The sequence below is a fragment of the Humibacter sp. genome, assembly GCF_051954055.1.
Lineage (GTDB): Bacteria > Actinomycetota > Actinomycetes > Actinomycetales > Microbacteriaceae > Humibacter.
Genome location: NZ_JBQCIE010000052.1, coordinates 37318 through 50930 on the forward strand (window position 1 = coordinate 37318; position 13613 = coordinate 50930).

The 13613-nt window shown below is 66.0% G+C and carries 9 protein-coding genes; 4 read left to right on the forward strand and 5 right to left on the reverse strand.

The genetic code is table 11. The features are described from left to right. Nucleotides 1-6: 6 nt before the first annotated feature. Nucleotides 7-927 (reverse strand): TolB family protein, encoded by a 921-nt coding sequence (locus ACTHNC_RS06575; RefSeq protein WP_440293795.1) that lies wholly within the window; start codon nt 925-927, stop codon nt 7-9. A 321-nt stretch (nt 928-1248) separates the two neighbouring features. Between ACTHNC_RS06575 and ACTHNC_RS06580 the strand changes: the two genes are divergently transcribed. From ACTHNC_RS06580 to ACTHNC_RS06595, 4 genes are all read left to right on the forward strand, one after another. Further along, entirely contained in the window at nt 1249-2358 is a 1110-nt protein-coding gene (locus ACTHNC_RS06580; protein WP_440293796.1) for a calcium:proton antiporter, read from the forward strand. A 585-nt stretch (nt 2359-2943) separates the two neighbouring features. Then, the gene (locus ACTHNC_RS06585) at nt 2944-3840 is read left to right on the forward strand and encodes a phospholipase (protein ID WP_440293797.1); all 897 of its coding nucleotides are present in this window, start codon (nt 2944-2946) and stop codon (nt 3838-3840) included. A gap of 531 nt (nt 3841-4371) precedes the next feature. Next, the gene (locus ACTHNC_RS06590) at nt 4372-5100 is read left to right on the forward strand and encodes a DNA alkylation repair protein (protein ID WP_440293798.1); all 729 of its coding nucleotides are present in this window, start codon (nt 4372-4374) and stop codon (nt 5098-5100) included. A gap of 341 nt (nt 5101-5441) precedes the next feature. Continuing rightward, entirely contained in the window at nt 5442-6614 is a 1173-nt protein-coding gene (locus tag ACTHNC_RS06595) for a MalY/PatB family protein (RefSeq protein WP_440293799.1), read from the forward strand. Nucleotides 6615-6870: 256 nt separating this feature from the next. On the opposite strand, the gene ACTHNC_RS06600 is transcribed toward ACTHNC_RS06595, so the two are convergent. From ACTHNC_RS06600 to ACTHNC_RS06615, 4 genes are read right to left on the reverse strand one after another with little or no spacing between them, the layout of a single operon-like run. Further along, on the reverse strand, nt 6871-7176 hold the full coding sequence (locus tag ACTHNC_RS06600) for a nucleotidyltransferase family protein (RefSeq protein WP_440293800.1): 306 nt from the start codon (nt 7174-7176) through the stop codon (nt 6871-6873). A 40-nt stretch (nt 7177-7216) separates the two neighbouring features. Next, complete coding sequence (locus ACTHNC_RS06605) at nt 7217-8518, reverse strand: O-acetylhomoserine aminocarboxypropyltransferase/cysteine synthase family protein (protein ID WP_440293801.1); 1302 nt, start codon at nt 8516-8518, stop codon at nt 7217-7219. A 56-nt stretch (nt 8519-8574) separates the two neighbouring features. After that, complete coding sequence (locus ACTHNC_RS06610; RefSeq protein WP_440293802.1) at nt 8575-11118, reverse strand: DEAD/DEAH box helicase family protein; 2544 nt, start codon at nt 11116-11118, stop codon at nt 8575-8577. Next, entirely contained in the window at nt 11111-13486 is a 2376-nt protein-coding gene (locus tag ACTHNC_RS06615) for a DEAD/DEAH box helicase family protein (RefSeq protein ID WP_440293803.1), read from the reverse strand. The genes ACTHNC_RS06610 and ACTHNC_RS06615 overlap by 8 nt, the downstream gene beginning before the upstream one ends. Between the last annotated feature and the right edge of the window lie 127 nt (nt 13487-13613).

Genomic DNA, 13613 nt, shown 5'->3' on the forward strand with positions numbered 1-13613 from the left:
CGTAGGTCAGCCCAGCGGGTATTCCACGTACGCGAAGTGCCTGCCGTCGGGCGACCAGCTCGCCACGTTCATGGTGCCCTGACCGCCGAAGAGGTCGACCACGTCGACCGGCTCCCCGCCGTCGGGGTCGATGCGACGGATGCGGACCCGCTCGTTCGCTGGATGCCCGACCACCCCCGGTGGGTAGCTCACGTACACGAGATCGCGGCCGCCGGGCGCCACGTGCGGGAACCAATTCACACGTTCGTCGAACGTGAGCTGCTCGACGGCGGAGCCATCCGGCCGGCAGCGGAAGAGCTGAGCGTGACCTGGATGGCTCGACTCGCGCTCCGAGTTGAAGTAGATCCACTCGCCTGTCGGGTCGAACTCGGCGCCGTCATGCGGACTGTCGGAGTGCGTGAGCTGCGTGTCATCCGACCCGTCGATGCCGATCGTGAAGACGTTCGTACGCGCCGGGGTGCCCGGGCCGGGGTTCGGACCGAGCGGCTCGAGTCCGATGTAGGAGAGGGTGCGGCCGTCCGGCGAGATGCCGTGCAGGTAGTGGTTGAACGGCCGGTCGTGATCGTGCGTGACGCGGCGCGTGGAGCCGTCGGCGAGCGACACCTGGTGGATGTGCTTGTCCTCGGCCGAGATGTAGAGGTAGCGGCCGTCGGGCGAGACGACGTGGTCGTTGTTCGAGCTGTCGATGTCGCCGGTGGGCGCGGGTTCGACGTCGCCGCCCGCGACGGGGATGCGGTAGATCAAGCCGTCCTGGTTGAAGACGAGCCACTCGTCGTCGCCCCAGTGCGGCGAGACCGTCCAGTTCGGTGCCTCGAAGACGACTTCGGGGCTCTCGTGCACCGTTCGGCGCTCGCCGGTCGCGATGTCGACGACCACGAGCCTCGAGATCTGGCCGGACTCCAGGGTACGCCACGCGCGCGTTGCCATCTCGTCTCGCTTCCGTTCGGTTCACCGGGCCGCTCAACCAAAGGTAGCCGCACCCTGTCTCCCTCGGCCGCCCGCCCCACCTCCCTCGGCAGCCCGCCCCACCTCCCTCGGCAGCCCGCCCCACCTCGCTCGGCCGCCCGCCCCGCCTCGCCGGCCGCCCCCACCTCCCTCGGCAGCCCCCGCCTCCCGTTCAAGTCGCAAAGTCTGCCGTTATCGCGGCCCCATAACGGCAGAGTCTGCGATGTGAACGGGGAGGACTGCGGCGCGTGCCGGACGGCGCAGCCGCGCGGCGCCGGAAAGGGCGGCTGACAAGATGGAGGGATGACGGCGACGCGTGCGATCCGCAGGTGGGTTCCCGTCGCCGTGCCGGTGATCGCAGCGATCGCGCTCGTGCTCGCGTGGGACACGAAGCCGGGGGTCGGGCTCGCGATCCTGCTCGCGGTCATCCTGATCGGCGCCATCCTCGTCGCCGTTCATCACGCCGAGGTGATCGCGCATCGCGTCGGCGAGCCGTTCGGGTCGCTCATCCTCGCCGTCGCCGTCACGATCATCGAGGTCGGCCTCATCGTGTCGCTCTCCGCGGGAGGCGACGAGCACGCGGCGACGCTCGCCCGCGACACCGTGTTCTCGGCGTTCATGATCACGACGACCGGCATCGTCGGACTGTCGATCCTGATCGGAGCGTTCAAGTTCGGCACGGTGCGGTTCAACTCGGAGGGGTCGGGTGCGGCTCTGGCGACCGTGTCGACGCTCGCGGTGCTGTGTCTCGTGCTGCCGGACTTCACCGAGGCATCCGGCCCGCGGTTCTCGCCGACGCAGCTCACGTTCGCCGCGATCGCCTCCCTGGCGCTGTACGTGCTGTTCGTCATCACGCAGACCATCTCGCATCGACGCATCTTCCTGCCGGTGACCGAGTCGGGCGGCGTGATCGGCGATGACGACGAGGATCAGGACGACCACGGTGAGCCGCCGACGCTCGGAGCGACGCTGATCAGCCTCGTGCTGCTGCTCGTCGCTCTGGTCTCGGTGGTCGGCCTCGCCAAGCTCGAGTCGCCGTCGATCGAGGGCGGTGTGGTGGCTCTCGGCCTCCCGGAGTCCGTCGTCGGCGTGATCATCGCGCTGGTCATCTTGCTGCCGGAGGGGATCTCGGCGGTTCGCGCAGCCCAGCGCAATCACATCCAGACCAGCCTGAACCTCGGGCTCGGGTCGGCCATGGCGAGCATCGGGCTGACGATTCCCGCGGTGGCCGTCGCATCGATCTGGATGCCCGGACAACTCGTGCTCGGACTCGGCGAGACGCAGATCGTGCTGCTCCTGCTCTCGATCGTGGTGAGCATCCTCACGGTCGTCCCGGGCCGGGCGACGAAGTTGCAGGGCGGTGTACACCTGGTGATCTTCGCGGCGTTCCTGTTCCTGTCGGTCTCGCCGTAGGCGGCGGCCGCCGGGTTCGCCCGGGCCGTGGCCGCAGGTTTCGCCCCTGGCCGCTGCGGGCCAGTTTCGCCCATCGCCGCCGGGCCGCCGAACCTGTCAATCGACCGACATATGCGGATGAATCGACTTGCAATTTTCGTGACATCGTGATCCACGGCCCCAGATCCGCGTAATTCCGCCGAAAAACTGCTCTCAGCGCTCTCGGATGCTCTGTGCACAACCCGTCCAGTGCGAAAAAGTACCGTGTCGGAGTCGTCGGATTTACGGCATTCCGCCTCGACGAACCCTTGGGCGGGATGCGGTTTCGACGAACGCCCCCAACCCGACGAACGCCGCCTGCTGTGTTCGAGGGGCGTCTTGCCGGCGCGCTCTCCGCGCGTTGCGGCCACCGTCGTGCCCCCACACGGCGGTGTGCCGGCATGGCGCGAATGGTGTGTCCGATGGGTGCGCCGCGTGGGGTGGAACCCGGCCCGCCCGGATGGTGAGGCGCGTGTGAGTGCGTGTGTCAGGCATCCGTTGCCCGGATGACCGCGTGCGCGCGTATCCGAGCGGAAGACGCGGGGAAATCCCGAACATTGGAACCTTTTGACCTTCCTCACGCGTATCACCCCCGAAAGCCTCAGAAACACCCTTCGTCCCCTCCTCGGCAAGTCCGCCCGTCACCGCCGTGCCAGCGCGATCGCGCAGCACAAGCGCGCGTGGGCCTTCAGCTCGGCCGCCGTCGTCGCCGTCGCCGTTGCCGCCGTCGTCACGCCGGTCGTGGTGCAGAACGCCTACGCCGAGCCGTCGAAGCAGACGACCAGCGCCTCATCGGAGGTGCAGAAGGGCTCCCCGATCGCCGCCATGGCAGTGCAGCACAAGGCGGCCCAGGACTCCTTCGATGCGCTGGCCGTCGCGCAGATCACCGTCGAGCAGGTACAGGGCCGCGCGGACACGACCGAGCTCAGCAACGCGATCTCCGCGCTGAAGAACAACTACTCATCGGATGCCGGCACGCTGCAGAAGCTGACCGTCGCTGCGAACAACGCGGTCGAGAAGGCCGACGTGGCAGCCGAGGCGCACGATGCTGCCGTCAAGGCCGCGCAGCAGGCGGCTGCGGAAGCCGCTGCCAAGGCCGCAGCCGAAGCCGCCGCCGCGGCCCAAGCGGCAGCCCAGGCGCTCGCGCAGGCCAATACCCCCGACGGCGCCCGTGCTGTCGCTCAGTCGATGATGGCCAGCAAGTACGGCTGGGGCAGCGACCAGTTCCAGTGCCTGAACAGCCTGTGGAACCGCGAGTCCGGCTGGAGCTATCAGGCCTACAACGCCGGCAGCGGCGCCACCGGAATTCCGCAGGCGCTTCCAGGATCGAAGATGGCCGCCTTCGGCAGCGACTGGGCGACGAACGCCGCCACCCAGATCGCTTGGGGCCTCAGCTACATCTCCGGCTCCTACGGCACGCCGTGCGCCGCGTGGGGTCACTCGCAGTCCTCGGGCTGGTACTGATCCGGCAGGCTGCCGGGCCCCTCGATCGGGCGCCCGGGCGCTCGCGGCTGCGGCCTATCGAGATCACGCTTCACTGACAGAAAATGCGCTTCGTTTCAGAACGGAGCGCATTTTCTGCAAGTGAGACGGGATCTCGCGTGTTCGGGTCGGCCTGGCGGATGCGCGCGCAGCGGGTCGCCGCGATGCCGGCAGGCCCGCCTCGTTCCGGCGCGCCCGGCCGAGCCCGTGAGCGCGGTTCGAGGCGCACGTCCGCGGGGCGCGGGATGGGGCGTCACCGTTCCGCCATGTTCATAACTCCTGCATAATGCGGCGGCGATGGATGCTGTTCCGCGGAAGCGCGCGGCGAGCGTCCGAGGCGTGCGGCAGACTGCAGGAGTTATGAACGGACCGGGCGGGCCAGACGCCGATAACGCCACAAACGGCGGGCGTGGAAGCGACGGCAGGACCGCGGGCGGCGGCCCTGACGACGGCGCGAGCGTCCGGCGTGCGAGCGGCAACGGCCAACGAGCGAACAGCCCGGCGATCGACGTCATGGCTGCGCTCAAGGACGCCGCGGATGCCGGCGACGCCGCCTTCCTGCAACGCTTCTTCAAGACGGGGCCGGGCGAGTACGGCGAGGGCGACGTCTTCATCGGCGTGCGCGTGCCCGCCGTGCGGGCGATCGTGAAGCGGCTCGGCCCGCTCTCGCTCGAGAGCATCGACGAACTTCTGCAAAGCCACGTGCACGAGCACCGACTCACGGGTCTCATTGCGCTGAACGCTCTATTCGCGCGCGCGTCGGCATCCCGCACCCGCGACGACGATGAGCGCGAGCGCCTTGTCGCGTTCTACCTGAACGCCGTTCGCGCCGGACGCGTGAACAACTGGGACCTCGTCGACGCCTCCGCGGAGTACGTGCTCGGCGAGTACCTCGTCGACCGGCCGCGGTTCATCCTCTTCGAGCTCGCCGACTCCGACGACCTGTGGTGGCGCCGCGTCGCGATGCTCTCGACGTTCGCGTTCATCAAGCGCGGGGACGCCTCGACCACGCTCGAGCTGGCATCCAGAGTCCTCGACATCGGCGACCGCCGCGACCTGACGCAGAAGGCCGTCGGGTGGATGCTCCGCGAGGTCGGCAAACGCGTCGACCGTGGGTTGCTCATCGGCTTCCTGGACGCGAACGCGGAGCGGATGCCCGCCGTCATGCTCTCGTACGCAACTGAGCACCTGAGCTCGGGCGAGCGCGCAGCGTACCGGGCGGCCCGCGCCCGCGCCCGCTGAGCATCCAGGCCGGCCGAAAGCCTGCGCCTACCGCCGCGCTGGCCCGAGTGCCGGCCAGCCCGGCCGAACTCAACCCGCCAACATGACAGATCGTGCTCTCCGCCCGAGAACACGCCCGATTCGGCCTGTTTCCGGTCGGATGTCACGTCGACGGCCATTGCGGAGGTCCGTTCCGGTCCCCGGCGAGCCCCGGCCTCGTCGTCGTGGCCGACACGGCGCCGACCCGACGCGGGCGGGCCTGCGGGCGACGGCGACGTAACGCGGCGTCGCTCAACTGTCGCGGGCATCCGTCGCCCGAATAGATTCGACGGGTACGAATCTCCACCGAAGGCACCGTCGAAGTGAACCACCTGGCCACCCGTCCGATCGAGCGGCTGCGCGCCGAGCGCGGCAGCATCAAGTGGCGCCGCTACGCGCCCGATGTGCTCCCCCTGTTCGTGGCCGAGATGGACTTCGAGCCGTCGAAAGCGGTGGTGGATGCCGTCTCCCGCGCCCTGCTCGCCGGTGACACCGGTTACCTCGACGGGCCCGGTCCCCTCGCGCCGGCCTTCGCCGCGTTCGCGCAGCGCTCCTGGGGCTGGAGAGTCGACCCGGATCGCGTGCACCTGGCGACCGATGTCACGGTCGGCATCGTCGAGACGCTGCGGCTGCTGGTGCCTCCCGTCGGCGCGCGCGTCGTGCTGACCCCGCCGGTGTACGCGCCGTTCTACGAGATGGTGGGCGAGGCGAACGGAACGGTCGTCGAGGTGCCGCTGCTGGAGGCATCCGGATGGACGCTCGACCTCCCCTGCCTCGAGCGCGCCTTCGCCGACGGCGCCGACGCCATGCTGCTCTGCAACCCGCAGAACCCGACCGGACGATGTCACAGCCGCGAGACGCTGCACGCGCTCGCTGAGCTCGCAGCGCGCTACGACGTCCCGGTGCTCAGCGATGAGGTGCACGCGCCGTTCGCGCACGCGGATGCCTCGTTCACCCCGTTCGCGCCGGTCGCGGCTGCAGCGGGCGCGCGCAGCGCCACCGTCACGAGCGCCAGCAAGGCGTGGAATCTCGCCGCGCTCAAGTGCGCGTGGATCGTCGCGGCCGACGACCGTACTGCCGCCCTGCTGGAGCGGCTGCCGGAAGAGACGGCGGCGCGCACGAGCATCCTCGGGCTGCACGCGGGTATCGCCGCGTTCGACGACACCGAGTGGCGCGATGCGGCGATCGCTCAGGTGGTCGCCAACATCGAGCTGTTTCGGGCCGAGCTGGCCGCCCGTGTACCCGAGGCGAGACTCGTAACCCCGGATGCCGGTTACCTGGTCTGGTTGGACCTCCGCGACGCAGGCCTCGGCGACGATCCCGCCGCCATGCTCCGTGAGGAGGGACGCGTGGCCTTCAATTCGGGCCCGACGTTCGGCACCGGAGGCGCCGGATTCGTGCGGGTGAACGTCGCGTGCGACCCCTCCACGATCGTGGAGGCGGTGCGTCGCATCGAGCGCGTGGTGCGGGCATCCGCTCGCGCAGCCGCTGGTTGAGCCTGTCGAAACCAGCGTCCGCTGGTATCTCCGCTGGTTGAGCCTGGGCCCCCAACGCCGGAGGCTCCGCGCGCCGCGCAGCGGCGGGTGGAGGGGCGTTAGGGAGCGAAACCAGCGTCCGCCGGGGTAGCCGCTGCCCGAGCAATACCGATGGTCACCCTGCGGGCTGAGTAGAACCGCAGTACAGTCCAGCGGCGCCCCTGGCTTCGTCCACGAGTCGAGCCGCCTCGGCAGCATCCCAGAATGCACACCCGCCTCAAGCCGCAAAGAGGTCCTGTGCGGTCGCCATGGCTGACGTCCTGAAGAATGGGTTCTTCACGGACCGCTCCATCACGAGGTCAACGTCGTGGCCAACGATTCGTTCCAGCTCGAACTTCAGATCGAAGTAGTCGTGGAACAAGTTCTCTCGCCCTGGCTGGAAGGTGACGAGGAAGTCGACATCGCTCGTCTGCGGGTCGAAACGGTCGGTGAGCACCGAACCGAAGACACGGAGCCGCTCCACGCCGTACTGCTTGCAGGCGTTCCGGATCGCCTCGGCATCAAGGAGCGAAGCAGCATCCATGCGTCCAGTCTGACAGACCGGAGTCTTCGGGCGCCCGGGCTCAACCAGCGGCAGCCGCCGCCAGCCCCCGCTCGAGGTCCTCGGTGATGTCCCGCGCACTCTCCAGCCCGATCGACAGGCGGATCAGCCCGGGCGTGATGCCGGCATCCAGCCGCTCCTGCTCGGTGAGCTTGCCGTGGATGGTCGAACCGAGGTGGATCGCCAGCGAGCGCACGTCGCCGATGTGGGTCATGGGCGAGATGAGCCGCAGGGCGTCGATGAAGCGGCGGGCGGCATCCCGTCCGCCGGCGAGATCGATGCTCACGATCGAGCCCGGCCCGAGCGGCAGGTAGTGCTGCGCGAGCGCGTGATAGGGGCTGGATGCCAGCCCCGGGTAGTGCACCGCCGCCACCTCGGGCCGGCCGGCGAGCCACTCGGCGACGCGCTGAGCGTTCGCGACATGCCGCTCCATCCGCAGCGACAGCGTCTCGATGCCGGCAAGCAGCAGGAACGCACTGGTCGGCGGCACGGTCGGCCCGTACTCGAGCACGATCACGCTGGGCATGTACGCCCCGAACGCGGATGCCCCGAACTTCTCGACGAATGACGGCACGCCGTCCCGAGGCGCTTCCGTCAGCTGCGGGAACCGCTCGGCGTTCGCCGCCCAGTCGAACGTGCCGCCGTCGACGACCGCGCCACCGATGACCGACCCGTGTCCGGCCAGCCACTTCGAGGTGGAGTGGATGACGACATCCGCTCCGTGCTCGATCGGACGCTCCAGGTACGGCGTCGGCACCGTGTTGTCGACCACGAGCGGCACCCCGCCGGCGTGGGCGATGCGCGCGAGGCGCTCGATGTCGGTGACCTGATTCAGCGGGTTGGGCAGCGTCTCGGTGTAGATCGCCTTCGTGGTGGGACGGAAGCGGGATGCCCACTCCTCGTCGGTGGCGGCATCCGGCACGTACTCGACGTCGAGCCCCTGCCGCTTGAGCGTTCCGCGGAACATCTCGCGCGTGCCTTCGTACAGCGACTGCGTCACCAGGATGTGATCGCCCGCCTGAGCGAGCGCGAACAGCGCTGCGGCGATCGCGGCCTGCCCACTGGCTACGAGGATGCCGTCGACTCCGCCCTCGAGATCCGCGATGCGTCGCCCGGCGACCGCGTTCGTCGGGTTGTCGTTGCGTGAGTAGGCGCGGCGTGTGCTGCGTCCGGCGAAGAGGTCTTCGCCGTCGTCGAAGCTCTCGAACAGGTATCCGGCCGTCTGGTAGATCGGCGTGACCCGCGCGTGCGCCTCGGCGTCGATCAGGGCTCCGGCGTGGATCTGGCGGGTCTCGAAGTCGGGGCGGCGTTCCTGGTCGGGCATGCGTACAACGCTACGGTGCGCCGGGAATCGGGTGTCGTGGGGTGACGGCGAGGGCCTCAGTGCACCTTCTCGACTGCGACCACTGTGTCGTACAGGCCGTAGTGGCGCAGGCCCTTGTGAGACGCGATACCCGTGTAGGCGAGCGAAGCATCCTCGTAGCGGCGGAACGCGAACACGGCTTGGTTCATGTGGCCGGCGTTGAAGACGCCGAGCGAGACGAGCAGGTTGAAGTCCGCAACCGAGAGGCCGGTCACAGCCTTGAAGAGGTCCGGCTCGATCTTGGTGATCACGTCGTACAGGGTGTTCTCGCGGAAGTCGGTGAGGTACATGAACGCCGGAATGCGCGTGGCGAACTTGATCAGCTTCTCTTGTATGGCCTTGCGGCCCTTCTTGAACTCCTTCTCCTCGTCGGAGAGTTCCCTCTTCTCAGCAGTCGAGATCTGGTCGCCCTTCTCTTTCTTCGTCTTCGAGACCGCTTCGCTCTTATTGACGACCGTCTCGAAGATGGACTCTCCGAGAGAGCGGAATCCTTCGATATTCATCACGGCCTTCATGGCTGCCTCGTTCGCCATGATCTTCTTCAACGTGTCGTTGTCGACGTTGACGAGAATGGCTGATTCCCACTTGCGCGCGAGCAGGGTGGCGGAGGTGCCGGCCATGGCGATATCGAGGATGCCGCCGGCATCCACCTGGGTCATGTGTGACCCGTCGTAGGCGAGCACGGGCAGGAACTTCACGAGCTCTTCGACGGCGTGCTCGGGGTTCTTGTCCTCGGGCGCAAGGCCGGTGCCGTACTCGCTGATCTGACGCAGAGCTCGTGTCGGTGCAAAATCGAAGACGAAGCAGACGGGCTTCAGCACCTCTTCCTCATTGGGGTCATCACCGTTCGGGTTGCTGATCGACCACGGGGACTGCACGCGGAACGCGGCCTGGAAGTATGTCTCCGGCGCTTGCAGGTTGCGCAGCATCAGAATGGACGACCACTGCGGCACAGTGACGCCGGTGGTGAGCTTGCCGACGGTGAGCGTGATGGTCTTCGTGTCGAAGCCGTTGCCGATCGCCTTGCGCACCGGCGGCAGGGCATCCAGTCCGATGCCCACGTTCGGCGCAGACACGTTCACGACCGTGTAGTCATGCCAGAACACGTTCTGCTTCTCGGCCATCAGATTGACCATGGCGGCGCAGGATGCCTGCCGCGGCAGCATCCAGATCGAGTGCTGAAGGTAGGGCAGCAGCCGAACATCCGAGTAGGGAAACGGTGGCTTCGTTCCTACCTTCAGCATGTCGACCTGCGTGGGGAAGTACGAGCCGCGGATGATGTCGAGCCACTTCTGCACGTCATCCTTGTGCACGAACTGGGCGTCAGCGCCCTCGCCCTTCGCCTCGAAGAACGCGTTCAGGTCGAACTCATCGAACTCGCCTTGGTGGGCGATCGAGACGAGTTCTTCAGGCATCTGATAGGTGAGGAGTCGCATCTCCGGGAGTGCGCCGTATGGGTTGCGCTCGTTCGGATGCTCCGCCGCGAACCGCGCCTTGGCGCGCTGTTCGTCCGTGTAGGTCCAGTTGAAGATCTGCTCCTCGATGAACCGGCCGGTCGCCAGGGCCTTGAACGGCGTGCCGGAGAGATAGAGGTACGCGCCGGCCCTGATCGGCACGAAGGCATCCTCGTCGTTGCCGAGTTCCTCGGTCTCCTGCGCGAAGGTCTCGAGGTTCTTGCCGAACTCCTGCTCGAGCTCCTTCTTCTCGGCTTTCTCGTCCTCGCCCTCGAACAGCTCCTTGGCGGCGTCGCGCCAGGCGCCGAAGTGGTACTCGTCGAAGACCACGAGGTCCCAGGTCAGTTCGGTGAGCCACTTGTGCTTCGGTTTGAAACCGCCAGCGGCGTCCCGGCCGAGCAGGTCCTGGAACGAGCCGAAGAAGACGAGCGGATGCTCCGGATCGGTCTTCGAAGGATCCCCACCGGCGTCGGCGGAAATGTATTGCCACCCGTCGAAGTCGACGTGCGACTCGAGGTCGGTGCGCCAGGCATCCTCGACGGCAGGCTTGAACGTGACGACGAGGATTCGGTGAGCCTTCAGCTTCTTCGCCAGTTGGTATGCGGTGAAGGTCTTGCCGAAGCGCATCTTCGCGTTCCAGAGGAACTCGGGAACGGCATCGTCATCTTCGGCCCAGATGGACTGGAAGTAGTCGTACGTCTTGTCGACGGCATCCCGCTGCTCGTCGCGCATCGGGAAGGTCAGGTGGTGGGTGCCCGTGTGTACCTTGCCCGAGCGCAGGTCGGTGATGGCGGTCTGCACGTCAGCGACGGTGCATTCCATCCACTCCAGCGTCGGGTTGTCGAAGCCCTTCAGCTTGAGCGCATTCCGAACGTCGAAGTCGGTGAAGAAGGTGCCGTCGTCGCGAACCGCGGACTCGTCGAGCACGATCGCGTAGTTCGTGATCGCTGCGGTCTTCAGTTGCTGGACGACGCGGGTCTTCACGTCCTGTGTGGTCTGGCCGACCTTCAGCTGACCAGCGTGGGCCTCGTCATGGATCTCGTACGCGTAGATGCGGAGCCGGGATGCCGGCTTCGGCGCGAAGAGGTCGGCCTCAGGTCTAGTCATTCGACTTTTCCTTCAACGAGAGGTCAGAGGGACGGTACTGCGAAAGGGACCACCGTTCTGCGCGGGAGAATTGCAGGATGGCTAGGCGAAGTGCTGCCTGATTGAACAAGCCCGCGTCGACCAGTGCCTGCATCTCATCGGTGCTCAAATGCATGACCTGCTCGAAGAGTTCTGTTTCATCAGTAGTCAGGACGTCTTGAAGGGTCTTTTCGAATCGCCGCGACAAGTACATGAATGCATTGATGCGTTTGGCGAGGAACTGAAGGCGCTCGGTCAAGTCGACTTCAGCATCGTCACGCTCGTCACGCTCAGTTTCGCTTGAGGGGTCACTCGTACTTGGAGTGCTAGCGCCACTTGTTGGAGTCAGCTCTGGGTTGGATGCGATGGTCGCGGACGCTGTCCCCTCAGCTCGAGATCCACTCTTCAGGCGTATTTTGAGCAATGCGTCACGGACACCTGGTACGAGCTGCGCCTCCCTGAGTGCACAAGGGTTGATGAACTGCCGCGACACCATCTGTCGAGTGTCAACGGACGCAGATTCGAGCGCCACATTCAGAACTTGTTCCGTGTTGACCATGTTCATCCGCGTGCCGTCGAACGCGAGAACGGGCAGATACCTGTTCAGATCCGCGAGATCTGCTTCCGGATCGGCCCCCTGCCCAAGGCGAAGGCCATAATCCGCATACAGCCGCAGCGCTCGGTTGGGCGAGAAGTCGATGACGAGGCACGCTGGCTTCTCAATGCGCTCGGCGTGCGGATCGTCGCCGTTCGGGTTCTTCAGCGTCCACGAGGACTGGACACGGAACGCAGCCTGGAAATACGTTTCCGGCGACGAGAGATTGCAGAGCATGAGTATCGCGGACCACTGCCGAACTGTGACTCCGGTAAGCAACTTGCCGCATGTGAGCGTGATCGTCTTCGAGTCGTAGCCCGACCCGATCGCATCGCGAACCGGAGGCAGGGCGGCCGCCCCCGTTCCAGCGCCTTCGCCGGCAACGGCTAGTACATCGAAGCCACCCCAGAGATTTCCCTGGTTGAACGGTTCTCGGAGCAGATTCCGCATCGCGAAGACGGCCGCGACCGACGGCAAGTACCACACAGTGTGATTCATGTAGGCGAGCACGCTTGTATCCGCGTATGGAAATGGCTTCCCGCTGTCAACGGTCTGTAGCGCGCTGTCAAAATCTTGTCCGCGCATCCAGGTCAGCCATGCTTGAACGTCGTCCGCGTGAACAAATTTCGCACGGCTCCCAGCACCGGTAGCCCTGAAGAACTCGTTCAGATCGAACTCGTTTCGATGGCTCTTTCCTGCGGCTATGCGGAGCTGATCAGGAAGCTCGTAAGTCAAGAGCCTCATTTCGGGGAGCGCCGCATAAGGGTTCGCTTCGCCCGGATGCGACCTGTCGTGGTCGGACTTGGCTTGTTGCTCATCCGTATAGGTCCAGTTGTATATCTGCTCGGGGCGGAACTGTCCGGACGCTAGCGCGCGAAACGGCGTCCCAGAGAGATAGAGGAAGGCTCTTGCATGCTTGAACGGGAGGAAGTCACGCTCGTCTCGCCCCCATTCATCCAGATCCTCTTCGTATTGATCTGCATCCTCCGAGTACTCCGCTGCCAGTTCCAAGGCTCCGTGTCTCGTCTCGCCTGCCACCAGCTCCTCGTCGGCGTATCGCCATGCGCCGTAGTGGAACTCATCGAAGATCACCAGGTCCCACGGTGTGTCCTCGATCCACTGATGACGTGCTTTGAAGGTGTGCGTTTCCGGGTCCCTACCGAAAAGGTCCTGAAATGAACTGAAGTAGACGAGACGCTTAGCCTCACTCGGGCTTGTGTCTGAGCTCGCATCGCCAGATGAGCGGAAGGACCACCCTTCGAAATCGACGTGCGACTCTAGATCTGTTCGCCACGCGTCCGCCACAACGGGCTTGAAGGTAACAACAAGGACTCGCTGCGCACCGAGCTCGCGGGCGAGTTCGTAGGCTGCGAACGTCTTGCCGAATCGCATCTTCGCGTTCCACAAATAGCGTGGGACCGCTTCAGGGTTGAAGGCCCATTCTGCACGGAAATACGCGGATGCCCGGTCGATCGCGCACTGTTGCTCGTCGCGAGGAGCGAACCGTTCGGTTCGTCCGGGGGTGAACGACGTTCGACCCACGACGTTGGCGTAAGCCGTCCGCAGTTGTTCGGGTGAACACGTGAACCATTCGTTTCCGCCGCCCGTGTCGATGCGTTTGACCCCGGGCAGCCTCTGCAGTTCGGCATGCACGTCGCTGTCTCGGAAAGGGCGGCCAGAGTCATCGACGGCAGGCTCGCTGAACTCGATCTCGACCAGATTCGCGAGCCCAGCGGTCCTGATCTGCTCAAACACTCGATCACGAACCGTACGCTCTGTCTGACCTACCTTTAGGCGGTCGCGAAGCCCGTCAACGAGGAAGCGGTAGCCATAAATGCGCCGTGTCGCTAGGTCGCGCGACGGCAGGGCGCTCAACGGGTCA